This is a genomic window from Bacillus sp. 005/A4HT-01/001, assembly GCF_004634445.1.
GTDB classification, from domain to species: domain Bacteria; phylum Bacillota; class Bacilli; order Bacillales; family Bacillaceae; genus Bacillus; species Bacillus altitudinis.
In genome coordinates this window covers 514,975-538,159 of the sequence record NZ_SEIZ01000003.1, presented here as the reverse complement: position 1 = coordinate 538,159, position 23,185 = coordinate 514,975, and the positions used below count along the sequence as shown (strand labels likewise).

The following is a 23,185-nucleotide window of genomic DNA, read 5'->3' as shown; positions in this document are numbered from 1 at the left end:
AAAAACCTCCTTTAATTACTGGACAAGCTCTTTCGTTTCCTCTAGTTTGACAGATACTAGTTTTGAGACACCCGACTCCTGCATCGTGACACCGTACAGAACATCTGCTTCTTCCATGGTTCCTTTTCGGTGTGTAATCACAATGAACTGTGTTTCTTGGCTATATTTCTTTAAATACTGGGCAAAGCGGAACACATTCGCTTCATCAAGTGCCGCTTCTACCTCATCTAGCACACAGAATGGAACTGGTCTCACTTTTAAGATCGAGAATAATAAGGCGATGGCTGTTAATGCTCTTTCTCCGCCTGAAAGCAGGCTTAGATTTTGCAGCTTTTTCCCCGGCGGCTGCGCCACAATATCGACGCCTGAGTTTAGTAAATCGTTTGGATCTGTCAACTTAAGGTCTGCTCTTCCTCCGCCAAATAATGCTTGGAAAACAGATTCAAAATGCCCGCGGATTTGAGAGAATGTCTCAGAGAAACGTTTCGTCATCTCCTGATCCATTTCTTCAATGACTTGGAATAACGTATTTTTCGCTTCTGTCAGATCATTGCGCTGTTCTGTTAAGAAGAGAAAACGTTCATTCACACGTTCATACTCGTCAATGCTGCCTAAGTTCACTGTTCCAAGCTCTTCAATGGCTAGTTTGATCAATTTCACGCGTTTTCTTGCTTCATCCGGCGATAGCGTCAGATGATACATTTCTTTTGCTCCTTCAAACGAAAGGGCATACTCTTCATTTAAATAGGCGATGAGGTTATCAAGTTCAACTTCCATGCGACCAAGCTTGATCTCTTCATCTTTTAAACTTGTCGTGAGCTGTTTATACAGGCGTTTTTGCTCTTTCAGTTCACGTTCAGCGAATTCTAATGTTTCAGAAAGAGCCAGGCGCTGTTTGCGTCGCTCTGAGATAAGCGCTGTCGTTTTGTTTTTATGTTCCAGTTTCTCTTTTGCCGCTTCTTCCAGTTGTTCGGCGCCGCTTGAGCTGGATGACATTTCACTTGTTAAGAGGGACAAATCTTCTTTTGTTTCCGTCAGCGTCTTTTCAGCCTCTTCTAATTCAGCCGTTAAGCTCGACAGTTTTTCTTGTTCATTTGCTAAAGACTGCTCTTTTTTGGCAAGCAAGATTTTCAGCTCTGTTAATTCGGAAGAAATGGTTTCTTTCGTTGAGCTTTGGGTTTGCTTCCGTTTTGTTAACGTGTTGATCTCTTCGTCAAGAGAGGTCAGTTTCTCACCTATAGATGTTTCAAGGGCTGCCTGCTCTTTGTCCTTGCTCGCAAGTTCGCTAGAGCGCTGCTGCAACTCTTCTTTTTCTTGATCATAGAGCTCTAGATGAGCGTTAATATTTTTTTCGGCTACTTGCAGTTCATATAATGTCCCTTTTAACTCTTGCTGCTTTTCTCGAAGAATTTCGCCGCGCTGACGCAGTTCATTTAATTGGACTTCGCTTGCGGCAATCGATTGCTTCGTTTCTTTTGTTTCTTTTTCAAGGATCGTTGTTTTTTCTTCCATTTCAACGAGCTGCTTTGTTAATGTTTCAATCTCTCGGTTTCTGGAGAGGAGGGAATTGTTCTTTTTCTTTACGCCGCCCCCAGTCATTGAACCGCCTGGGTTCACCACGTCCCCATCAAGGGTCACGATGCGATAACGATGTCCAAGCATTTTCGCCAGCTCATTGGCACCTTTTAAGTCTTGAACAATCAGGACCGTTCCAAGCAAATTCTGTATGACTTTTTCATACTTTTCGTCAAAGGAAACGAGCTGACTCGCTACGCCGATAAATGCGTCATGCTGCTCAGCTGTTTGAATATCTCTAAACTGAATGGTTCGTTCTTTAATGACGTTCATCGGCAGGAAGGTCGCACGCCCAAAGGAATGCTGCTTTAAGTATCCAATGGCCTGTCTGGCAGCCGCTTCATTTTCAGTAACGACATGCTGCGTGGCTGCGCCAAGTGCAATTTCAATCGCTGTTTCATGTTGCTGCTCTGTTTGAATCAGCTCTGCAATCGCCCCGTAAATACCGCCTAACCGGTCCTTTGCCTTTAAAACCTCTTTTACTCCTTGGAAAAAACCTGAGAAGTCTTCCTGCATCGATTCAAGCATTTCTTTTTTAGATTTTGCCTGCTGTACATATTGATAGGCTTGGTAAAGAGCCGTTTCTTTTTTCTCGTATTGACGCTTCATCTGCTCTAGCTTTTGTTCCGCTTCTCTAAAGCGTTTCACCTGAGCCAAAATGTCTTCTTCTCGTTCTGAAAGTTGCTTCTCGGCTTCTGTTTTCTTTTCCTTCACAGACACCCGTTCTTCGATATGTTTCTGATTATTTTGCGTTAACCGCTCTAGCTGCAAGGCTGCTTGGCGCTGCTGCTCTTCTAGTAATTTACGTTCGTTTCGGATAGAAGCTTGCTCGTTTAATAGGTCAAAATAATCGCTTTTCAGCTGTTCAATTTGCCCTTCCACATCTTCACTATGAAGAGACAGCTGATGCTGTTTTGTTTTCACTTCATCTTTTAGCTGCTGCACTTCTGTTTGCAGGCTGTCACGTGTGACTTTCTGCTGTTCAATCTTTTCCGTTAACAACGCCTGTTTTTCGGTTAAACGCACGAGCGTGTCTTCTAGCTGCCCTTGGTTAGCGGCCGCATTTTTTTTCCGTTCTTTTAGAACTTCTTTTTTCCCTTCAAGCTTTTCTAGTTCTTCACTTGTGAAAAGGAGGACTTCTTGGAGGTCATGAATCGAATCGTCAAGCGCCTGAATACGGTCTCTCGATTCTTCGATTTTGGCTTCCTTCGCTTGAATGTCTGTGGACTGCTTCATTTCATCTTGTTTGAACCGCTCGACAGCTTCACCAAGTGTTGTCCATTTTTTGTGCAGTGCTTCAATATCATGGACGGTGAGAGCAATTTCTACATTTTCAAGTTCTTCTTTCTTTTGCAGATAGTCTTTTGCAATAGATGCCTGCATTCTTAGTGGTTCTACTTGATCTTCTAGTTCATGCAGAATATCTTCTACCCGGTTTAAGTTGTCCTGCGTTTCAAACAGTTTATTCTCGGCTTTTTTCTTTCTTGTTTTATATTTCAGGACACCAGCTGCTTCTTCAAAGATGCTACGTCTTTCTTCAGCTTTACTCGATAGAATCTCTTCTACCTTACCTTGGCTGATGATCGAAAAAGCTTCTTTTCCAAGACCTGAATCCATGAAAAGATCAATAATATCCTTTAAGCGGACAGATTGATTGTTAATGAGAAATTCACTTTCTCCAGAACGATAGACTCTTCTTGTCACACTGACTTCGTGAAAATCGATCGGCAAAAAGTGATCTTCGTTATCGAGCGTTAATGTCACTTCTGCTAAGTTGACTCGTTTTCTTGAGTCACTTCCTGCAAAAATGATGTCTTCCATTTTTCCTCCGCGGAGGCTTTTTGCTGATTGCTCTCCAAGTACCCAGCGGATCGCATCAGTAATATTACTTTTGCCGCTTCCGTTTGGTCCAACAACAGCTGTAACCCCTTTGACAAAGTCTACAGTCACCCGCTGTGCGAAAGATTTGAATCCTATCACGTCTAAACGTTTGAGGAACATGAGAGTGATCCTCCTTATGTATTTAAAGTACTATTATCTTACCATATGAACTGAAAAAAGATGATGGAAAACAGAGTGAAATCCCCCTGAATCACGAGGGGGATTTTATTGGTTCATATGATGTTTCTGTAATTTAGCAAGTGCTTCCTGTGCAGCATGCTGTTCCGCTTCTTTTTTTGAACGACCATTTCCAATTCCGAGCACTTCTCCCCTAAGGGATACATTTGCTTCAAATTCCCGGTTATGTGCTGGGCCTTTTTCATGCAGGATTCGGTATTCAAGTACACCTTTTCCATCTCGCTGAACAAATTCTTGAAGCTGGCTTTTAAAGTCCATGACATGTGAGAATGCCCCGTCATTAATTTTCGGGTACACATAGGCTTCTAGGAATCGCTCAACAGGCTCAAGTCCTTGATCTAAATAAAGCGCTCCGATAAACGCCTCAAATACGTCTGCTAAGAGTGCCGGACGCTTTCTACCGCCTGTCATTTCTTCCCCTTTTCCTAAAAGAACAAGGTCTCCGAAGGACAGCTCATGCGCTAATGACACAAGTGATGGCTCACATACGATCGCCGCTCTCAGTTTTGTTAAATCTCCCTCGCTCATGGCTGGGTACTTTGCAAATAAGAACTGTGAGATCGTCAATTCTAAAACAGCGTCCCCTAAAAATTCAAGTCTTTCATTATCCTCATAAGGTTTTTTCCGATGCTCATTCACATAAGAGGAATGTGTAAAGGCTTGATAGAGTAGTTTCTCATTTTTAAAGTGTACAGAAATGCGCTGCTGAAATTCTCTGAATTGCTCTAGTTTTTTGCTCTGTTTCTGTTTGTCTTTATATTGTTTTGGCATAGCAACCTCCAGGTAGGCGTCATCGCCTTTAAGGATACTGATTATATGGAGTCTCTCTTTCTACATGCAAGGAAACCGTGCTCCTTAGCATCTGAAAAAGGCTGACAATTGATCAGCTGAATATGTTGAAACTAACATAAATTTTCAAAGTCCCGCCATGAAAATAGACGGGACTTTGTTACGCTTATTGCTGGTTATTTATGTAGTTCACAGCGTCACCGACTGTTGCAATTTTTTCAGCATCTTCGTCAGAAATTTCCATATCGAACTCATCTTCAAGTTCCATAACTAGCTCAACTACATCAAGGGAATCAGCGCCTAAATCTTCTTTAAATGAAGCTTCCATTTTCACGTCAGCCTCATCAACGCCAAGGCGGTCTACAATAATTTTTGATACACGCTCTAATACGTCTGCCATTGCCTTTCACCTCCCCTCAAAGTATTATAGTTGATTCGTTTTTAAAAAACTAGAGAAAACGTAACGAAATTTTGATATTTCTTAGGCCATAACCATTCCGCCATCTACTTGGATGGTTTGACCTGTAATATAACCTGCTCCTTCTGAAGCTAAAAAGACAACGACGTTGCTTATATCTTCAGGCGCACCAAAGCGTGCGAGCGGGATTTGCTTAAGCATTTCTGTTTGAACATTCTCATCAAGCTTGTCAGTCATATCAGTAGAAATAAAGCCTGGTGCTACGGCATTGACTGTAATATGACGGCTTGCCAGCTCTTTCGCTGTTGTTTTCGTTAAACCGATCACACCAGCTTTTGCTGCAACATAGTTTGCTTGTCCAGGGTTTCCGCAAACGCCGACAACAGATGCTACATTGATGATTCTTCCGCTGCGCTGTTTCATCATTTGACGTGTCACAGCTTTTGTACAGTTGAAGACACCTTTTAAGTTTATGTTAATGACATCATCCCATTCATTTTCTTTCATTCTCATGAGCAGGTTGTCCTTTGTAATTCCAGCATTATTCACAAGAATGTCGATTGAACCAAATGTATCAACGGCTTGTTTCATTAATGCCTGTACTTCTTCTGCATTTGACACATCCGCTTTGACAGCAAAAGCCTGCTGGCCAAGTGCTTTGATCTCATCGACGACTTCGTTTGCTTTTGCTTCGTTGCCTGAATAGTTCACCACAACATTGGCACCTTTTTTCGCCAAATCGATCGCAATCGAACGGCCAATACCGCGTGATGCACCTGTGACAACGGCTGTTTTATTTGTAAGCATCAAGAATCCCCCTTGAGTGTTTGAATAGCTGCTTCAATTGTTGCTTGATCTGATACGGAAATGGTCGTCAGGCGGCGATTGACTTTTTTCACAAGACCTGAGAGCACTTTACCAGGACCAATTTCAATAAATGTTGTCACGCCTAAGTCAATCAGGCGTTCTACACTTTCTTCAAATCGAACAGGAGAATACAATTGTTCAATCAGCTTCGTTTCAATTTCATTACGTGATGTCACGATGTCTGCTGTTACGTTTGAAATCACTGGCGTCGCGGCATCAGAAATGTCTAATTTAGATAATACATCTGTGAATTTTTCAGCTGCTGGTTTCATTAATGCAGAATGGAAAGGTCCACTCACTTCAAGTGGAATTGCACGTTTTGCGCCCTTTTCTTTCGCTTTCTCTGATGCAAGTTCCACACCTTTTGCTGTACCGGAGATGACGATTTGGCCCGGACAGTTTAAGTTCGCAAGTTCTACAAGATGACCGCTTTCTGTCACTTCTTTTGTCACTTCTAAAAGCGCTGCTTGGTCTAAGCCAAGAATCGCCGCCATTGCGCCTTCTCCTGCTGGAACGGCTTCATTCATTAATTCGCCGCGCTTTCTCACTGCGAAAACGGCATCTTTAAACAAAAGAGCTCCCGCTGCAACAAGGGCTGTATATTCACCTAGGCTGTGCCCTGCTGCATAATCTGCTTTGATTCCGCTCTCTTCAAATTTCTTTAAGATCGCGATGCTTGTCGTTAAAAGAGCTGGCTGTGCATTATATGTCAGCGTCAGTTCTTCTGCATCTCCTTCAAAAATCATTGAAGATAAATCAAAACCAAGGGTCTGATCTGCTTCTTCAAACACAGCTTTAGATGCTGCTTCTTGGTCAAATAAATCTTTTCCCATGCCAATTTTTTGAGAGCCTTGGCCTGGGAATAAAAAAGCAATTTTACTCATGCTGCTCTACCTCCATTACGACTCATTCGTGTCTTCTTTTTGAACTTCTTGATGAATGATAGCTGAAACGTCTTTTTTAACGATGTCGCGCGCCTGACGAATGGCATGAAAAATCGCATTTTCATCAGAGGAACCATGCGCTTTAATAACGGGTGCTTTTAAACCAAATAATGCGGCACCACCATATTCGGAGTAATCCATTTTAGATTTCATCTGCATTAATTTTGGCTTCATCATACCTGCTGCTATTTTAGCTGTGAAGCTGGATGTTAAGGTTTCTTTCAGCATTTTAAAAACAGAAAGAGCTGTGCCTTCGATCGTTTTAAGGGCGATATTCCCCGTGAAACCATCTGTGACAACGACATCAGCTACACCTTCTAATAAGTCACGCGATTCTACATTTCCTATGAAATTCAAATCTGATGCTTTTAATAATTCAAAGGTTTTTTTCGTTAAATCGTTGCCTTTTTTATCTTCTGTCCCGACATTTAAAAGTCCAACGCGTGGATTGCTCTTCGGGAAGACATGCTCTGCGTAAATAGATCCCATCATGGCATATTGCACAAGATGCTCTGGCTTTGCATCAACGTTTGCGCCGACATCCAATAATAAGAACCCGCTGCCATCAAGTGTTGGCAACGTCGGAGCAAGTGCTGGTCTGTCAATACCATCAATTCTGCCTACGATAAACAGGCCTGCTGTCATGAGTGCCCCAGTATTTCCAGCTGAAATACAGGCATCTGCTCTTCCTTCTGAAACTTCCTGCGCCATTTTCACCATAGAAGAATCCTTTTTACGTCTCACTGCACGCACTGGTTCATCCGTCGGTTCAATGACTTCTTTTGCATCTAAGATCGTGATGCGTTCATGATTTGTTATGTATGATTTGATCTTGCTTTCATCGCCGACTAGTGTAATCTCGATATCTGAAAATGCTTCTAAGCTTTTTTGCACACCGTCAATAATGGCTTTAGGGGCATGATCTCCCCCCATTGCATCGACTGCAATTCTCATGTTATGTGCCACCTTTTACTTTTGTTTTGAGCGATACATGACGAAATCGCCTGAGAAGACAACTTCCTCACCTACATAGCTGTTTACTTCAACTACGGTTCTGCCTTTTTCTTTATCATGTGAGGCAACTTTGGCTTTTGAGACGACTCTTTCGCCTTGTTTGACCTGCCTTGTAAACTTAATATTTGCTTTTGCTGTCAAAGCCAGTTCATCGTCGATGACGGCTACTGCCAGCGAATTTGCCTGGGCAAAAAGATGATGTCCCCTGGCAATTTGGTTACGGCTGAATACATGCTCTTTTCTCACTTCAAAAATGGAAATCGCTTGATCATCAAGCTCTACATCAATCATTTCTCCAATGACTTCATCCAGCGGAAGAGACTTCACTTCATCCTCTAATGTCTTTTCGGCCACGTGCTTAATTCGTTCGCGTAATTCAGGGATTGACAGCTCCAAACGGTCAAGACGAACTGTTTGAATGCTTACACCGAACTTACTTGCCAATTCTTCATCAGTAATGAACGGAGTCGAGCTGATCGTTTGCTGGAGAAGCTTTTGTCGTTCTTTTTTATTTAGTTTCATATGCAGACACCATCCGTACATTTATGACTAGGTACTAATAGTAGTATATAATCTCATAGATGATAAATCAATCCTTGTTTCAAAAAGACAAGAAAATTCCTCCAGCACTTGATCAGCTCAATTTATCTCCGCCTAGCACACCGCTGTCTACGAGTGTTTGCCTAAGTTCTTTGTATTCAGGTTCTGTCCAAAAGGCTTCAGACTGCACGAGCTCTGCCGCATCTTTTCTAGCGGTTTCAAGCGCTCTATAGTCATGAACCATATCTGCCACTTTAAATTCAGGCATTCCGCTTTGTTTCTTGCCAAAGAAGTCGCCAGGGCCTCTTAGTTCTAAGTCCTTTTCAGACAGTTCAAAGCCATCCGTTGTTTCAGACATGATCCGCATGCGCTCTTTACCGGTCTCTGATTTAGGGTCCGCCATTAAAATACAAAAAGATTGATGCTCTCCGCGTCCGACCCGGCCTCTTAACTGATGAAGCTGTGACAGTCCAAAGCGGTCCGCATCATAAATGACCATGATGGTCGCATTCGGCACGTTGACACCAACTTCAACAACTGTCGTTGACACAAGGATTTGCACTTCATTGGAAGTGAAATCTCTCATCACTTGATCTTTTTCATCACTGGCAAGTTTCCCATGCATTAAGCCGATCGACCATTTTCCCCGATACGCCTCTGTCAGCATGCTGTGAACATCAATCGCATTTTGGACATCCAGTTTGTCTGATTCTTCTATAAGTGGACAAATAATATACGCTTGTCTGCCTTTTCTCAGCTCTTTATCAACAAAAGCAAGAATCCGCTCAAGCATGTCATGCTTCACCCAATACGTTTCAATCTGCTTTCGGCCGGCTGGCAGCTCATCAATGACTGAGACGTCCATTTCTCCAAATACTGTGATGGCAAGCGTTCTTGGAATCGGCGTTGCGGTCATAAACAAAACATCTGGGTCCTGCCCTTTGCTTCGCAGCTTTTTCCGTTGTTCCACGCCGAACCTGTGCTGTTCATCTGTAATAACAAGACCAAGCTGCTGAAATTCCACTTCGTCCTGGATAAGGGCATGCGTGCCGACTAAAATATCAATATCTCCCTCTTTCAGACGTTCAAGCAGTTCTCTGCGGCGCTTTCCTTTCACTGAACTCGTCAAAAGAGCAATATTTAGCCCCCATTTTTCAAATAGCTGATACAGTGAATCGGCATGCTGTTCTGCCAAGATTTCAGTTGGCACCATCAGCGCACCTTGAAAGCCGGATAAATGAGCGGCATAAAGGGCAATTGCTGCAACAGCTGTTTTCCCCGATCCAACATCCCCTTGAAGAAGCCGGTTCATCCGGTACGGGGATTCCATATCTGACATAATTTCATCCAGCACTCTTGATTGTGCTTTTGTCAGCGGGAACGGCAGGCTATGAACAAACTCAAAGACCGCCTCTTTTGAGAACGGATGCTGGATGCCTGATGTTTTTTCTCGTTCTTTTTTTCTGATCGCCTGCATCTTCAGCTGAAAGATGAGAAATTCCTCGTACACGAAGCGTCGTCTTGCTTGCTTGAGCGAGTCTCTCGTTTCAGGGAGATGAATGGTTTTTAGTGCTTCTTGATAAGACATGAGTTTATAAGCAGCTACAAGCTGCTTTGGCAGTGGATCATCTGCATGGTCTACATAGAGTGACAACGCTTGTTTTACAAATCGTCTCATCATCTTCACGGTTACATTTTCTTTGACTGAATAAACAGGTTCTATACTGCCATCTTGTTCGTGTGTTCCTTTTTTAAATTCCTGCACCATAATGGATTGCCGGTTTTTATCCCACTTCCCTGTAACTGATACCGTATCGCCTAAAACAAGACTTCGTTTTAAATAAGGGCGATTGAAGCATATAGCTGTAATCAAAAAACGACCGACAAGCAGCCTGAATGTCAGCCTGCTTCGTTTTTTTCCATAATAGGTGAGAACGGGCTCACTGTGCACTTTTCCTTCAACTGTGACACGTTCGTCATGCCTGACTTCCTCTAAGTTGCGAAGCTCATAGTCGTCATATCGATAAGGAAAGTAGCCGAGTAAATCGGCTACTGTGTAGATTCCAAGTTCATTTAGTGTTTTTTCTGTTTCTTCTCCAATCCCTTTGAGGGCAGAGATCTTATCTTGCAATTTCTGTATCACGAGATGAGGTCACACCTCCGAAAATCTTCTTTTCAAGCTCCCTTGCTGTCGGTGTTGCAGCAAGTCCGCCTTGTGCAGTCTCACGAAGAGCTGTTGGCATCGTTTGACCAATTTTGTACATCGCATCAATGACTTCATCACAAGGGATGCGGCTTGTAATGCCGGCAAGTGCCATATCTGCTGCAATCATCGCATTAGAAGCGCCCATTGCGTTTCGTTTCACACATGGCACTTCCACAAGTCCTGCGACTGGATCGCAAACAAGACCCAGCATATTTTTTAGGGTGATGGCCATGGCTTCAGCGGATTGCTGCGGCGTACCGCCTGCCATTTCTACAATGGCTGCTGCTGCCATACCTGATGCAGATCCTACTTCTGCCTGACAGCCGCCTGCTGCACCAGAGATACTTGCGTTATTGGCGACAACAAAACCAAATGCACCAGATGTAAATAGGAATCTGACCATCTGTTCCTTTGTTGGCTTTAATGTTTCTTTCACCGCAAAGAGCGTTCCTGGCACAACACCTGCTGAGCCAGCTGTAGGCGTTGCACAGATCGTTCCCATTGCTGCATTCACTTCATTTGTTGCCACTGCCTTACTCACGGCATCTAAAATGGTATGACCAGACAATGTTTTGCCTGATGCGATATATGCTTGAAGTTTCACCGCATCCCCGCCTGTTAAACCAGATAATGATTTCACACCTTTCAATCCGTTTTCAACGGCCTGTTCCATCACTTCTAGGTTGCGGTACATCTGCGAGAAAATGTCTTCACGTGACTTCCCTGTCACTTCCATTTCTTGAGTAATCATAATTTCTGAAATGGAGGTATTCCGTTCTTCTGTTAGCTGCACGAGTTCTTTGACGTTTTTAAACATCATACATAACCTCCTTGTTGTTACTCTGCAATTTGTGTGACTTGAATAATGTTTGGCAGCGTCTCAAGCTCTGTTAAAACCGCTGGATCAATATTCTGATCCACTTCAATCGTCATGAGTGCTTCTTGCCCGACCTCTTTACGTGCCACTTCCATATGACCAATGTTGATGGCGAATTTCGCTAACACATTGGCAACTGCTGCAATCGTCCCGTAGCGGTCGTTATGAACCACAAGAATGGCCGGATGATTCCCTGAGAGTCTCAGTTCAAAGCCATTTAATTCTGTGATTTCAATTTTACCTCCGCCAATGGAAATCCCGATTAATTCAAGGCTTCCATTCGCATCTGAAATTTCTACTTTTGCTGTATTTGGATGCGCTGGTACCGCATCTTCTTCTTTAAACTCAATGTCGATTTCTTTGCTTTTTGCAATATCAATCGCTGTTTTAATTCGTTCATCAAATGTATCAAAGTCAAGAACACCGCCGATAATGGCTACATCTGTCCCGTGTCCTTTATACGTATCTTTAAAAGAGCCATAAAACGACACAACAATTCGTTTCGGTTCCCTTCCGAACAAGCTGCGAGCCACTCTTCCAATACGAGCCGCACCCGCCGTGTGCGAACTTGATGGACCAATCATGACGGGTCCAATAATATCAAACACACTTCTAAATTTCATAGGTCTTCCCCTCTCATCACCAATCACAGATTGGTTTGTTACTCCCTTTAGACTAATGGATTCATTCGATTCCCGCAACTCATTTCACCGATGAACACATAGTAAAAAAATGCAAAAGAAGAAGAAGGGCTTCATGTGCCCTTCTTTCTTTATTCAACAGCCAAAATATATGAATAAAGCGGCTGTTTTCCATCGTGGACTTCAACTTCTACATCTTCAAATGTGTCTTCAATATATGCTTCTAAAGCTTCCATCTCATCAGATGATGCATCTTCCCCTTTGATGATTGTGACAATCTCATCATCTTCTGTCACCATTTGGGTCAAAAGCTCTTTTGCTGCATCTAATTGATTTTTAGCTGTTAAGGTGATTTTTCCATTGTATAGGCCCATATAGTCGCCTTTGGCAATGTCGATCCCATCAATTTGGGTATCTCTCACTGCAAAGGTAATTTGGCCGCTTTTCACATGATCAATCGCTTCTAACATCGCTGCTTCATTGTCTTCATTTGAAGCTGCTTCATTGAGAGAAAGAAGTGCCGACATTCCTTGAGGAACGGTCTTTGTCGGAATAACAACGACCTCACGACTTGAGACAGTTGCCGCCTGTTTAGCTGCCATGACAATATTAGAATTATTAGGTAAGATAAAGACGGTTTCGGCATGAATGCTATCAATTGCTTTGACAATGTCTTCTGTGCTCGGATTCATTGTCTGTCCGCCTTCAATGACGACGGATGCTCCGATACTTTTAAACAAGTCAGCAATCCCTTCTCCCATTGCGACACTCACTACTCCAAAACGCTGTTTTTCAGCAGCTGTTGCTTTTGGTGCAGCAGGCGAGTGATCTTTTTCTTCATTGACGATCGAGCTATGCTGCTCTCTCATGTTTTCAATTTTCATATTAATTAAGCTGCCATAGCGCTGTGCATATGATAAGACATCTCCTGGCTGCTCTGCATGAATATGAACTTTTGCAAGCGTATCATCAGATACCACAAGAAGTGAATCTCCGAATTCGCTTAATTCTTCTCTGAAGGCATTTTCGTCAAAGGACTGTTTGTCTTCTTCGAATTTCACCATAAATTCTGTACAATAGCCAAATTCAATATCTTCTGTGTTCATATGGCTTTGTGCACTTTTATGATGCTCTGCACTCACTAATTCTTTTAATGTTGGCAAAGAGGCCGTTTTAGGAGGAAGCTCTTCTCCTCTTAATGAAGCAAGGAAACCTTCATATACACAAAGAAGCCCTTTACCGCCGCTATCTACAACGCCGACTTCTTTTAAAACAGGAAGGAGATCTGGCGTGCGGTCAAGTGATGCTCTTGCTTCCTCAATCGTTAATTCAAGCACACGATCGATTTGGTCTTCTGTTGTTGAAACAGCAACCGCTTTCTTTGCTGCGTCCTTTGCAACCGTTAAGATGGTTCCTTCAATCGGTTTCATGACGGCTTTATATGCTGTATCAACACCGGCCTGCAAGGCAAGCGCAAATTCTTTTGCGTCAATTGTTTCTTTTTGTTCTATATTTTTGCTGAAACCTCTGAAGAGCTGAGACAGGATCACACCTGAGTTTCCTCTTGCCCCCATTAACAGCCCTTTCGACAGAGCCACCCCGACCTTACCAATGTGATCGGTATTTGTTTCTTCAACTGCTTTTGCCCCTGAAGTCATTGACAAATTCATATTTGTCCCCGTGTCTCCGTCTGGCACTGGAAAAACATTTAACGCATCAACAATTTGTGCGTTTTGAGAAAGATGGTGAGCACCTGCAAGAATCATTTTTGCAAATGAGCGGCCACCCAGATTTCTAATAGACAATATATTTCCTCCTTACTACGGGTTCGTAACTTTTACTCCTTGTACATAAATGTTGACTGAGTCAACTGAAAGTCCAATCGTGTGATGAATCGTATATTTGACTTTCGTTTGAACATTATGTGCGACTTCTGATATTTTTGTACCGTAGCTGACGATGATGTACATATCAATATGAATGCGATCTTCTTTTTGACGCACAAGAACACCCCGGCTGAAGTTCTCTTTGCGGAGAATATCCGTCAAGCCGTCCTTTATTTGATTTTTGGACGCCATGCCAACAATACCATAGCAATCGATCGCAGCGCCTCCTGCCACCATTGCAATGACTTCATTTGATATATCAATTTGTCCGTATTTCGTTCTAAGTTCAATGGACACATTGGTTCCCCCTTTTTGAGAAATTGCCCTGAGTTATCACTATTTTACTATAAGACCCTTCTTTTTAAAAGAAATCATTCAATCCGACCCAATCCTACTTATACTATAGCCTTGAATTTTTATCAAGATGTCAAGGTATTTTTCTTGAAAGAGGAGCAAACAATCCTTGCAAACCCCTTGAAGCTGTGGTAAATTATTAAAGTATCTTGAGGCATCTCTAAGTACGTATATGAAGAATATGATGATGTTTTCGCAGTTAGGAGGGAAACAAATGGCACGTAAATGCGTTATTACAGGCAGAAAAACAAAAGCTGGGAACAACCGTTCTCACGCAATGAACTCTACAAAACGTACATGGGGCGCGAACCTTCAAAAAGTTCGTATTCTAGTGGACGGTAAGCCTAAAAGAGTATATGTATCAGCTCGAGCTTTGAAATCTGGTAAAGTTGAGCGTGTATAAGCAAGAGTAAACGCCTGCTACAGTTAAATGTAGCAGGCGTTTTTATGTGGAAATAAAGGAGATTACTCATTAATCTTTCTTAAATGAACCAAGCATCGCACGGACAATGCCGCCAAGAAATCTAGGCAGTTTGATTGTATAAAATTTCATTTTGTCCCCCTCCTAAAAGTACCGCTTGCAGCACAATTGAGCTTAATCAGCCATCCACATTGATAGGTTGGTCAATCTTTGCTTCTTACCATTATTAATATGCCTTCATGAAAAGAAAAAGTACCATTTGAGTGGATGAGTTCGTTACTAATACATAGTGTGGAACCAGGCTCAATATGACAATTTTTCAGAGGATATTTGAAACCTTTTAATGTCAGCTTTTCAACCGATGTACCGAAGGGCAAAAACGACACATATTTTTTATCCGGGTCTTGTTTGATGTCGTATGTACCAGGTCCAAACATTTGAATGATATTTTGCTTATCTACAAGGGTCATGCTCTGTTTGTGGTGAATGCCTTTATAAAGGAGATGGATATTCCCAAGAAAATGATCTGCTCTTCCGCCTGTGATGCCGTAAATTTGAATATGTGCTGGATTCTGACGCAAAGACCAGTTCAGCGCAAGTTCTAAATCCGTTTCATCTTTCTCTGCCTGAAATAGATTGAGTGCAGGCAATTTCTTTTTCAGTTCATGAAGCTCCTCTTCTGTCACACTATCAAAATCACCAAATGCTCTGTCAGGTACAATGCCATGCTCTAGTAAGAAAAGGGTTCCCCGATCTACGCCGACCCAGAGAATGTCCTCCTCAGATGCTTCAAGATCAAGCGGCGGGATGTACGAAAAAGGACCGCCGGCTACGATATGTATGTGCATGATTACGCTCCTCTCCATTGAAAAAGAACCAAAGATCACAATGACTTTGGTTCTTTTTCTTATGCTTCTCGAATGGCCTGAATGGCCGCCGCGCGGTCTTCTTTCCCATATACCGCTGAGCCGGCAACCAGTAGATTAGCGCCTGCTTCTTTGCAGCTCTTTGCTGTCTCTACATTGACACCGCCATCTATTTCAATGAGTAAATCGGTTAAGCCCTTTTGTTCACTAAGTGTCTTTACTTCTTTTACCTTTGAGAGAACAGAAGGAATAAACGCCTGTCCGCCAAAACCAGGGTTCACCGTCATGAATAAGACTAGGTCAACATCCTCTAATACATGCGCGATTTGAGAAACGGGTGTGTGCGGGTTTAAAACGACCCCTGCTTTGACACCTTGTTCTTTTATATGCTGAATCGTGCGATGTAAGTGTGGACACGCCTCGACATGAACAGAAATAATATCAGCGCCCGCTTTTGCAAATGCAGGGATATACTGGTCTGGCTGCTCAATCATTAAGTGAACATCGAGCAGCAGCTTTGTATGCGGCCTGATCGCCTCCACTACATTTGGTCCAAATGTCATATTCGGCACAAAATGACCGTCCATCACATCAATATGAATATAATCCGCTCCACCTTGTTCCACATCACGGATATCTTTCGCAAGATTGGCAAAATCGGCTGATAAAATGGATGGTGCAATATAAACCATGATTTAGTACCTCGGCTTTCTGTCTTTAATTTCAGTTAAAAACTCTAAATAATGCTGATAGCGATACTCTCTGATGCGATCGTGTTCTATTGCCTCTTTTACTGCACATCCAGGCTCTTTTACGTGCAAACAGCCCCTGAATTTACATTCTGCACTCTTCTCTCTGATTTCTAAGAAATAGAGCCCTAAATCTTCCGCTTCGATACCTGTAAATTCAAGCGAGCTAAATCCTGGTGTATCGGCAATGAGCCCTTCAGCCGTTCGAATGAGTTCCACATGTCTTGTTGTATGTTTCCCCCTGCCAAGATGGGAGGAAATATCATTTGTTTTCAGTGCTAAATCAGGACTCATCGCATTTAAGAGGGAAGACTTCCCTACACCCGATTGACCTGCAAAAACAGTAATCTTGTGATGGAAATACGGGGTCAGCTTTTCAATTCCATCCCCTTCGATCGTCGATGTTAAATGAACGTCGTATCCAATTTGGCGATAGTCTTCTGCATAGGCTTGAATCGTTTCTCGCTCTTGCTCTGTTTTCAGCAAGTCCATTTTTGTGATGCAGATAATCGGTTCAATCTGGCTCTCTTCAACAAGCACTAGGAATCTGTCTAACAGCGATGTACTAAAGGTCGGCTCTGCTGCTGAGAAAACGAGCACCGCTTGATCAACGTTGCTAATAGGCGGCCGAATCAGCTCATTTGTCCGCTCTTTTACTTCCAGCAAATAGCCTTCCTTATCGTTATCTGCTTGATAGACGACATAATCTCCAACAAGAGGGGTTATTTTGTTTTTACGAAAAATCCCTCTTGCTCTACACTGAATTACTTTGCCACTTTCTAGAGACTCATCCAGCACATAATAAAATCCGCTTAATGCTTTAATAATTTTGCCCTCAGGCATAAAGTCCCTCCTTTATTCATCATCAGGGTATTCAATCGTTTTGGAGCTCACTACTTTATCATCCACAGTCACCTGATAGTATCCTTTTTGACCAGGTTCTATCTTAAATTTAATCGTTCGCTCAGTGGGCGCAGTGATTTTAAAGGTTTCATATAAATCAGAAATGCTATGTTCTGCGTCATCAATAGATATTTGAACATTCATTTCTTGTCCTTCTGTTTCTGGTTCATATGGGATCGCAATCTTTTCAGTCACTGTTTTGGCTGGTTTCTCTTTTGGTCCAAGGGAGAACGTAATTTTAACCGTATCACCAGGTTTAACAGCTGTCCCCGCTCCCGGTTCCTGCTTCATGACCTCACCTTTCGGCACATCGTCAGAATATGCTTCTTTTTCATCTAGCTTTAGTCCATTATCCTCTAGATAATTTGATGCGGCCTGTTTACTATAGGTCGTTAAATCCCGTAAGGTAATATCGGCAGGGCCTATACTGACGGTCAATGTGACCTCTTCATCTGCTGCGACAAGTTCTGTATTTGCGGAAGGTTTCTGTTCCATGACAATGCCTGATTCTGTGTCATTATCATTCACTTCCTCCACAACAACCTGTTTAAACCCTTTTTTCTCTAATAGTTCTTTTGCTTTCTCGACCTTTTCACCTGTTACATCAGGTAATTCGGTTTTTTCTTTACCTGTACTTTGATAAAGCTGAATTTCTGTCCCTTCTTTTACCTTAGTTCCGATTTTCGGGTCTGTTTTGACAACCAGCCCTTTTTCAATCTTCTCGTCGGCAATATCAATGGGTTCAGAAGCGACGGTAAATCCGGCTTTCTTTAAGGTGTCTTCCGCTTTTTCAACCGTCATGCCAGAAACATCGGTCACCTCTACGTCCTTTGGAAAGAGTAATCCTGGGAAGACCGTGATCGCTAAAATGGTCGCAGCCGTCAAGACAAATAAGATCGATGCTACAATCCACGGCCATTTTTTCCGTTTTTTCTTCGGCTTTTGTTTCTCTTTTTTCTTTGGTTTTTGAACCGGGTGGACGGCTGTTTTTTCATTGTCTTGATCGACTTGATGATCTTTTATAATAGGAATGGCTTTTGTTGCTTCATGATCTTCTTCAATGACAAAGCGCTTTTCTTTTAGTCTTGCAGGGTCAAAAGCCGTTTTTAAGTCTTTTTGCATTTCAGATGCATCTTCGTATCGATAGAATGGATCTTTGGCCATCGCTTTTAAAATGATGTTCTCCACGCTTTGTGGTACAGAAGGATTCCACCTTCTCACAGATGGCGGCTCTGATTGCAAATGCTTCAGTGCGACACTGACAGCGGATTCTCCTTCAAATGGCATGCGTCCTGAAATCAGCTCATAAAGAACAATACCAAGTGAATAAATGTCTGACTTTTTCGTTGCAAGACCGCCGCGCGCTTGCTCTGGGGACAAATAATGCACGGAACCAAGAACAGAATTCGTATGGGTAATGGTCGCTGAGCTAAGTGCCATGGCAATGCCAAAATCAGTGACTTTGATATTCCCCAAGTTGTCTATTAATATATTGTGAGGCTTAATGTCTCGATGGACGAGCTGTTTCGCATGGGCTTCTTCCATCGCCGCAACGACTTGCTCCATAATGCGAACGGCTTCTTTTGGATGAAGCGGTCCATTGGCGTGTATGTATTCTTTCAGCGTCATCCCTTCGACATATTCCATGACAATATAATAAATGTCATCTTCTTCTCCTACATCGTAGATACTGACAATATTCGGATGATCTAAGCTGGCTGCTGATTGCGCTTCTCGCCGGAACCGTCTAATAAAATCATCATCGCTTGCAAAGTCAAACCGTAAAATTTTAATCGCCACTTCGCGATCTAAAATCATATCCTCCGCCAAATAAACGTTGGCCATTCCGCCTCCGCCTATGGCGCGAAGAATTTGATAACGGCCGCTGATCCTTTTTCCGATCAACACTTGCTGTCACCCTCCTCTGTTTGGGAGGAGATTTCTAACAGTACTGCTGTAATGTTATCTTCACCGCCGTTGTCATTCGCTGTTTGAACTAACTCTGTTACTTTTTCATCTGGTGCGGTTGTTTGCGATAAAATCTGAATCAGATGTTCTTCTTCTACTTTATTCGATAATCCGTCTGAGCAAAGCAAAATTTGATCTCCTGGATCCACTTCAAAAGTTCGTGCATCAATTTGAACGTGTTTATCCGTTCCTAACGCTTTGGTCAGCACATTTTTTCTTGGATGATATTCTGCATCCGCTTTTGAAATCTCTCCTGTTTTCACTAACTCATTCACTAGTGAGTGATCATCTGTTAATTGGGTCAGCGCGCCTTCTCTTAGCAAATAGCAGCGGCTGTCACCAATATGGGCAATTGTGACCGTTTGCAAATGAACAAGCGCACAAACGATGGTCGTCCCCATTCCTTGGCACTCCTCATTGTTTTTCGCATGTTCGTATACTTGGTCATTAATATCGCTAATTTTTGAGATTAACCAATTTTCTTGATCGGCTGGTTTATTTGGAATTGAAGATGTTTCCTGCCAGTATTCTTTTAAAGAAGAAACTGCCATCTTGCTGGCTACATCACCAGCAAGATGACCTCCCATTCCATCTGCTACAACAGCTAGAAGTGTGTCTTCTTTTGCTTCAAAAATACCTGCATCATCTTCATTATGCTGACGGACTTTTCCTGTATCGGTTTGAAAGGCTGCCCTTATCAACATTCGTCACCTCGTCTCTTCCTGACGCTCCTTCGCTCTTAGCTGACCGCAAGCAGCATCAATATCATGGCCTTGCTCTCGTCTAATCGTTACGTTTACGCCTCGTTCTTTCAGCGTTTTTTCAAATAGGAAGATTTGTTCTCTTGGTGTTCTCACGTAATCTCTTTCTGGTACATAGTTCACCGGGATGAGGTTTACATGGCATTTGATTCCTTTTAATAAATCAGCAAGTTCTTCTGCATGATGGACTTGATCATTGACTCCGCCAAACAGACCGTATTCAAAGCTCACGCGTCTGCCTGTTTTTTGAATGTAATATTCAATAGCTTCCATTAATTTTGGCAGCTTGTATGCCTTATTGATTGGCATGAGGCGGCTTCGAATGTCAGTATTTGGTGCGTGCAGGGAGACAGCAAAGTTGATTTGCATTTGCTCATCCGCAAATTGATAAATCTTTGGAATGATCCCGCTCGTCGAAACGGTAATATGACGTGCACCAATATTTAAACCGTTGTCATGGTTAATGATTTTAAGGAATGCAAGCATTTCATCAAAGTTATCAAACGGTTCGCCAATACCCATGATGACAACTGAGCTGACGCGTTCATCTGTTTCATCAAGCGCCTGTTGTACTTTCAATACTTGGGCCACAATTTCTCCTGCTTCAAGGTTTCGTTTTAACCCGCCAAGTGTAGATGCACAGAATGTACAGCCAATTCGACAGCCAACCTGTGTTGTGACGCAGACAGAGTTGCCGTATTCGTGGCGCATCAGCACTGTTTCAATCGTATAACCATCATGTAATTCAAATAAAAACTTGATCGTTCCATCTTGAGAAGTTTGTTTGATCACTGTTTTTAAAGTCGTGATGGCGAATTGATCTTTTAATTTTTCTCTTAATTCCTTTGATAGGTTAGACATTTCATCAAAGGATGTGACGCGTTTTTCATAAAGCCACTCAAAAATTTGTGTTGCACGGAAAGGCTTTTCGCCTTGTTCCTTTAACCAGTCTTTGATTTCATTTAGCTCAAACGAGTAGATCGACGGCATGTCTGTTTTCAGTTCTTTTCTTACTTTTTGTTTTTGTTCTGTCATTTTTTATCCCTTCTTTCTCATGCTGCAAATAAAGAAACCATCTGTTCCGAAATAATGAGGAAGAATTTGTACACTTCCGTTTTGAACAAACGGAGCAACCTGCTCAGGCAGCCGTTCATTAAGAGATAGATCGGGTTCGAAGTCTTGGTGTTCTTGTAAAAACGCATGAATCACTTGTTGATTTTCTGTTGGATCCATTGTACATGTACTGTATACAAGGGTTCCGCCTGGCTTTAGCAGCTGGGCTGTTTCATGCAAGATCGATTGCTGAATTGTCGCAAGTCTTGCTGAGTCTTCCGAGGACTTTGTATATTTCATATCTGGTTTTCGTCTGATGACGCCAAAACCTGAACATGGTGCATCAATGAGAATACGGTCAAACGAAGCATCATAATAATGGTCGGATGCTTTTCTTGCATCAAGCGCTTTTGCCTCAATATGCGTTAAGTTCAGACGCTTTGCCGCCTGTTTAATCAGTTTTACTTTGTGCTCATGTAAATCAAGAGACACAATGTTCCCCTCATCGTTCATTCGCTCTGCGATATGTGTTGATTTACCACCAGGAGCGGCACAGGCATCAAGCACCATTTCTCCCGGCTGAGGGTCCAGCGCTCTTGCGACAAGCATGGAGCTTTCATCTTGGATCGTGACAAAGCCCTCTTGAAAGAAAGGAGTGGATACGATAGATCCTTTCATGAGTTTGAGTGCATCCTCAGATAGGTCGCCGAGCTCTGTCTCAATTCCTGCCTCCATGAGTTCTTGCTGCAGTGCAGTGCGGTTTTTTTTCATTTGATTGACACGCAATGTCTGCTTTGGCGGGACTAAATGAATACGGCACATGCTTTCTGCTGCTTCAAAACCGTACGCCTCCACCCATTCTTGTACGAGCCATAATGGATGGCTTGTCTCAACCGATAGCCGTTTGACCGGATCTTTGATCGCATCAAATGATGGCACGCCTTCTCTTTGCACAGAACGAAGAACGCCGTTCACTAGTGAAGAAATGCCTTTATGTCCGCGCTTTTTCGTTAGTTCCACTGCTTCATGGATGGCTGCACGATCTGGAATTTTTTCAAGATAAACCATCTGATAAAGAGACATCCGCAAAAGCTGCATCACCCATGGAGCCACTTTTTGCGGTTTTTTCACAAAGGGTGTGAGCATATAATCAAGTGCCAGCTTGTTTTGCAGTGTACCGTATACAAGTTCTGTTAATAGCGGTTTGTCTTGATCGGAAAGTTCTTTCTCTTTCATCACTGACTGCAAAAGCAAGTTACTGTAGGCTTGATTTTGTTCGAGTTTGATTAAAGCGTCTAGCGCTACTTCTCTCACATTACTTTTCTTCATTGATTAGCCCTAATTTCTGTCCAATTTCGATATTTGCGCCTCTTAAGAAGTCTTCACCGCTCATTTTTTTCTTTCCAGCGGGCTGTACACTCGTTAATAAAAGGCCTTGCTGATTTCCTGTTCCAACGACTGGTCCTTCTTTTTGAAGCTCAATCACTTTCCCAGGTTCTTCTGGTGCTTGAAGCGGCACTTTTTTCGCTTCCCATACCTTTAAGTTAGCACCGTTCCATTCAGTATAGGCAACTGGCCATGGATTTAAGCCGCGAACTTGGTTGTAAAGCTCTTCTCCTGGCTTGGTCCAGTCTAATCTTTCCTGCTCCCGCTTAATATTTGGTGCATACGTTGCTGCCTCTTCATTTTGCGGAATTGGCGAGATAGACCTGCTTAACACATTTGGAACGGTGTCTTTTAATAAGGCCGCACCAGCCACACTTAATTTATCGTGCAGTGTTCCGACGTTGTCTAATTCATCAATTTCTACTTCTACTTTGCTAATCATGTCACCTGCATCAAGCTTTTCTACCATATACATGATCGTCACGCCTGTTTTCTTTTTGCCTTGCAGGATCGCATAATGGATCGGTGCACCGCCTCTTAGTTCTGGCAGCAGTGAGGCATGAACGTTGATACAGCCAAATTCAGGTTCATCAAGTAATCTTTTTGGCAAAATTTGTCCGAATGCTGCTGTTACGATCAAATCTGGCTTTAACGCAAGCACTTTATCAATTTCTTCATCAAGACGTACCTTTTCAGGCTGTAAAACTGGAATGCCGTGTTTTAAGGCTTCTACTTTTACAGGAGGCGGCGTGAGCACTCGTTTTCTGCCTTTCGGGCGATCTGGCTGTGTGACGACCCCGACCACTTCGTATCCTTCTGTTATAAGTGTTTGCAGCACAGGTACTGAGAAATCAGGGGTTCCCATAAATACGATACGTGCCATTTTCT

The 23,185-nt window shown here is 42.7% G+C and carries 22 protein-coding genes; 1 reads left to right on the top strand and 21 read right to left on the bottom strand.

All coding sequences use genetic code 11. The features are described from left to right. Positions 1-15: 15 nt before the first annotated feature. From smc to ES896_RS12370, 12 genes are all read right to left on the bottom strand, one after another. A complete protein-coding gene (gene smc, locus ES896_RS12425; RefSeq protein ID WP_135226846.1) occupies positions 16-3,576 on the bottom strand; it encodes a chromosome segregation protein SMC in 3,561 nt (1,186 codons plus the stop codon). A gap of 105 nt (positions 3,577-3,681) precedes the next feature. After that, entirely contained in the window at positions 3,682-4,425 is a 744-nt protein-coding gene (rnc, locus tag ES896_RS12420; RefSeq protein WP_008344850.1) for a ribonuclease III, read from the bottom strand. Between the two features lie 184 nt (positions 4,426-4,609). Then, entirely contained in the window at positions 4,610-4,843 is a 234-nt protein-coding gene (gene acpP, locus ES896_RS12415; RefSeq protein WP_008344853.1) for an acyl carrier protein, read from the bottom strand. Positions 4,844-4,924: 81 nt separating this feature from the next. Continuing rightward, positions 4,925-5,668: a 3-oxoacyl-[acyl-carrier-protein] reductase gene (gene fabG, locus ES896_RS12410; protein ID WP_060832327.1), complete on the bottom strand. Its 744-nt coding sequence runs from the start codon at positions 5,666-5,668 to the stop codon at positions 4,925-4,927. Continuing rightward, positions 5,668-6,612 carry an ACP S-malonyltransferase gene (fabD, locus tag ES896_RS12405; RefSeq protein WP_060832326.1) on the bottom strand — a complete coding sequence of 315 codons (945 nt, stop codon included), beginning with the start codon at positions 6,610-6,612 and terminating at the stop codon, positions 5,668-5,670. The genes fabG and fabD overlap by 1 nt, the downstream gene beginning before the upstream one ends. A gap of 15 nt (positions 6,613-6,627) precedes the next feature. Further along, positions 6,628-7,626: a phosphate acyltransferase PlsX gene (gene plsX / locus ES896_RS12400; protein WP_050827257.1), complete on the bottom strand. Its 999-nt coding sequence runs from the start codon at positions 7,624-7,626 to the stop codon at positions 6,628-6,630. A gap of 15 nt (positions 7,627-7,641) precedes the next feature. Continuing rightward, a complete protein-coding gene (fapR, locus tag ES896_RS12395) occupies positions 7,642-8,208 on the bottom strand; it encodes a transcription factor FapR (RefSeq protein ID WP_017359102.1) in 567 nt (188 codons plus the stop codon). A gap of 112 nt (positions 8,209-8,320) precedes the next feature. Next, positions 8,321-10,369 (bottom strand): ATP-dependent DNA helicase RecG, encoded by a 2,049-nt coding sequence (recG, locus tag ES896_RS12390; RefSeq protein WP_135226845.1) that lies wholly within the window; start codon positions 10,367-10,369, stop codon positions 8,321-8,323. After that, positions 10,347-11,249: an L-serine ammonia-lyase, iron-sulfur-dependent, subunit alpha gene (gene sdaAA, locus ES896_RS12385; RefSeq protein ID WP_024720342.1), complete on the bottom strand. Its 903-nt coding sequence runs from the start codon at positions 11,247-11,249 to the stop codon at positions 10,347-10,349. Before sdaAA ends, recG begins: the two co-directional genes overlap by 23 nt. 20 nt (positions 11,250-11,269) lie before the next feature. Next, complete coding sequence (gene sdaAB / locus ES896_RS12380; protein WP_008344864.1) at positions 11,270-11,932, bottom strand: L-serine ammonia-lyase, iron-sulfur-dependent subunit beta; 663 nt, start codon at positions 11,930-11,932, stop codon at positions 11,270-11,272. A gap of 149 nt (positions 11,933-12,081) precedes the next feature. Next, positions 12,082-13,755 (bottom strand): DAK2 domain-containing protein, encoded by a 1,674-nt coding sequence (locus ES896_RS12375; RefSeq protein ID WP_048002836.1) that lies wholly within the window; start codon positions 13,753-13,755, stop codon positions 12,082-12,084. A 15-nt stretch (positions 13,756-13,770) separates the two neighbouring features. Next, positions 13,771-14,133, bottom strand: a complete 363-nt coding sequence (locus tag ES896_RS12370) for an Asp23/Gls24 family envelope stress response protein (RefSeq protein ID WP_008344871.1) — start codon at positions 14,131-14,133, stop codon at positions 13,771-13,773. Positions 14,134-14,404: 271 nt separating this feature from the next. Here ES896_RS12370 and rpmB point away from each other — a divergent pair, with 271 nt between their 5' ends. Beyond that, complete coding sequence (gene rpmB, locus ES896_RS12365) at positions 14,405-14,593, top strand: 50S ribosomal protein L28 (protein ID WP_003212514.1); 189 nt, start codon at positions 14,405-14,407, stop codon at positions 14,591-14,593. A gap of 69 nt (positions 14,594-14,662) precedes the next feature. On the opposite strand, the gene spoVM is transcribed toward rpmB, so the two are convergent. From spoVM to fmt, 9 genes are all read right to left on the bottom strand, one after another. Continuing rightward, entirely contained in the window at positions 14,663-14,743 is an 81-nt protein-coding gene (spoVM, locus tag ES896_RS12360; RefSeq protein ID WP_008354550.1) for a stage V sporulation protein SpoVM, read from the bottom strand. Positions 14,744-14,814: 71 nt separating this feature from the next. Next, entirely contained in the window at positions 14,815-15,459 is a 645-nt protein-coding gene (locus ES896_RS12355; RefSeq protein ID WP_135226844.1) for a thiamine diphosphokinase, read from the bottom strand. 59 nt (positions 15,460-15,518) lie between these two features. After that, positions 15,519-16,169: a ribulose-phosphate 3-epimerase gene (rpe, locus tag ES896_RS12350; protein ID WP_135226843.1), complete on the bottom strand. Its 651-nt coding sequence runs from the start codon at positions 16,167-16,169 to the stop codon at positions 15,519-15,521. 3 nt (positions 16,170-16,172) lie between these two features. Further along, positions 16,173-17,069, bottom strand: a complete 897-nt coding sequence (gene rsgA, locus ES896_RS12345) for a ribosome small subunit-dependent GTPase A (protein WP_135226842.1) — start codon at positions 17,067-17,069, stop codon at positions 16,173-16,175. A 12-nt stretch (positions 17,070-17,081) separates the two neighbouring features. Further along, a complete protein-coding gene (gene pknB, locus ES896_RS12340; protein ID WP_025207318.1) occupies positions 17,082-19,037 on the bottom strand; it encodes a Stk1 family PASTA domain-containing Ser/Thr kinase in 1,956 nt (651 codons plus the stop codon). Continuing rightward, positions 19,031-19,801, bottom strand: coding sequence for a Stp1/IreP family PP2C-type Ser/Thr phosphatase (locus tag ES896_RS12335; protein WP_034647887.1), 771 nt, complete (start codon positions 19,799-19,801; stop codon positions 19,031-19,033). The genes pknB and ES896_RS12335 overlap by 7 nt, the downstream gene beginning before the upstream one ends. A 3-nt stretch (positions 19,802-19,804) precedes the next feature. Continuing rightward, positions 19,805-20,893: a dual-specificity RNA methyltransferase RlmN gene (gene rlmN, locus ES896_RS12330; protein ID WP_007499669.1), complete on the bottom strand. Its 1,089-nt coding sequence runs from the start codon at positions 20,891-20,893 to the stop codon at positions 19,805-19,807. A gap of 3 nt (positions 20,894-20,896) precedes the next feature. Further along, positions 20,897-22,240, bottom strand: a complete 1,344-nt coding sequence (gene rsmB, locus ES896_RS12325) for a 16S rRNA (cytosine(967)-C(5))-methyltransferase RsmB (RefSeq protein ID WP_135226841.1) — start codon at positions 22,238-22,240, stop codon at positions 20,897-20,899. After that, on the bottom strand, positions 22,227-23,180 hold the full coding sequence (gene fmt, locus ES896_RS12320) for a methionyl-tRNA formyltransferase (RefSeq protein ID WP_017359336.1): 954 nt from the start codon (positions 23,178-23,180) through the stop codon (positions 22,227-22,229). The genes rsmB and fmt overlap by 14 nt, the downstream gene beginning before the upstream one ends. Positions 23,181-23,185 lie beyond the last annotated feature (5 nt).

What these genes read in the sequence shown, in the direction of transcription:
- smc (WP_135226846.1), bottom strand. Translation starts at nt 3,576, where the DNA reads ATGTTCCTCAAACGTTTAGACGTGATAGGATTCAAATCTTTCGCACAG.
- acpP (WP_008344853.1), bottom strand. Translation starts at nt 4,843, where the DNA reads ATGGCAGACGTATTAGAGCGTGTATCAAAAATTATTGTAGACCGCCTT.
- ES896_RS12355 (WP_135226844.1), bottom strand. Translation starts at nt 15,459, where the DNA reads ATGCACATACATATCGTAGCCGGCGGTCCTTTTTCGTACATCCCGCCG.
- sdaAA (WP_024720342.1), bottom strand. Translation starts at nt 11,249, where the DNA reads ATGTTTAAAAACGTCAAAGAACTCGTGCAGCTAACAGAAGAACGGAAT.
- fabD (WP_060832326.1), bottom strand. Translation starts at nt 6,612, where the DNA reads ATGAGTAAAATTGCTTTTTTATTCCCAGGCCAAGGCTCTCAAAAAATT.
- plsX (WP_050827257.1), bottom strand. Translation starts at nt 7,626, where the DNA reads ATGAGAATTGCAGTCGATGCAATGGGGGGAGATCATGCCCCTAAAGCC.
- rsgA (WP_135226842.1), bottom strand. Translation starts at nt 17,069, where the DNA reads ATGCCTGAGGGCAAAATTATTAAAGCATTAAGCGGATTTTATTATGTG.
- rlmN (WP_007499669.1), bottom strand. Translation starts at nt 20,893, where the DNA reads ATGACAGAACAAAAACAAAAAGTAAGAAAAGAACTGAAAACAGACATG.
- ES896_RS12335 (WP_034647887.1), bottom strand. Translation starts at nt 19,801, where the DNA reads ATGTTGATAAGGGCAGCCTTTCAAACCGATACAGGAAAAGTCCGTCAG.
- spoVM (WP_008354550.1), bottom strand. Translation starts at nt 14,743, where the DNA reads ATGAAATTTTATACAATCAAACTGCCTAGATTTCTTGGCGGCATTGTC.
- rsmB (WP_135226841.1), bottom strand. Translation starts at nt 22,240, where the DNA reads ATGAAGAAAAGTAATGTGAGAGAAGTAGCGCTAGACGCTTTAATCAAA.
- fmt (WP_017359336.1), bottom strand. Translation starts at nt 23,180, where the DNA reads ATGGCACGTATCGTATTTATGGGAACCCCTGATTTCTCAGTACCTGTG.
- rpmB (WP_003212514.1), top strand. Translation starts at nt 14,405, where the DNA reads ATGGCACGTAAATGCGTTATTACAGGCAGAAAAACAAAAGCTGGGAAC.
- sdaAB (WP_008344864.1), bottom strand. Translation starts at nt 11,932, where the DNA reads ATGAAATTTAGAAGTGTGTTTGATATTATTGGACCCGTCATGATTGGT.
- fapR (WP_017359102.1), bottom strand. Translation starts at nt 8,208, where the DNA reads ATGAAACTAAATAAAAAAGAACGACAAAAGCTTCTCCAGCAAACGATC.
- fabG (WP_060832327.1), bottom strand. Translation starts at nt 5,668, where the DNA reads ATGCTTACAAATAAAACAGCCGTTGTCACAGGTGCATCACGCGGTATT.
- rpe (WP_135226843.1), bottom strand. Translation starts at nt 16,169, where the DNA reads ATGGTTTATATTGCACCATCCATTTTATCAGCCGATTTTGCCAATCTT.
- rnc (WP_008344850.1), bottom strand. Translation starts at nt 4,425, where the DNA reads ATGCCAAAACAATATAAAGACAAACAGAAACAGAGCAAAAAACTAGAG.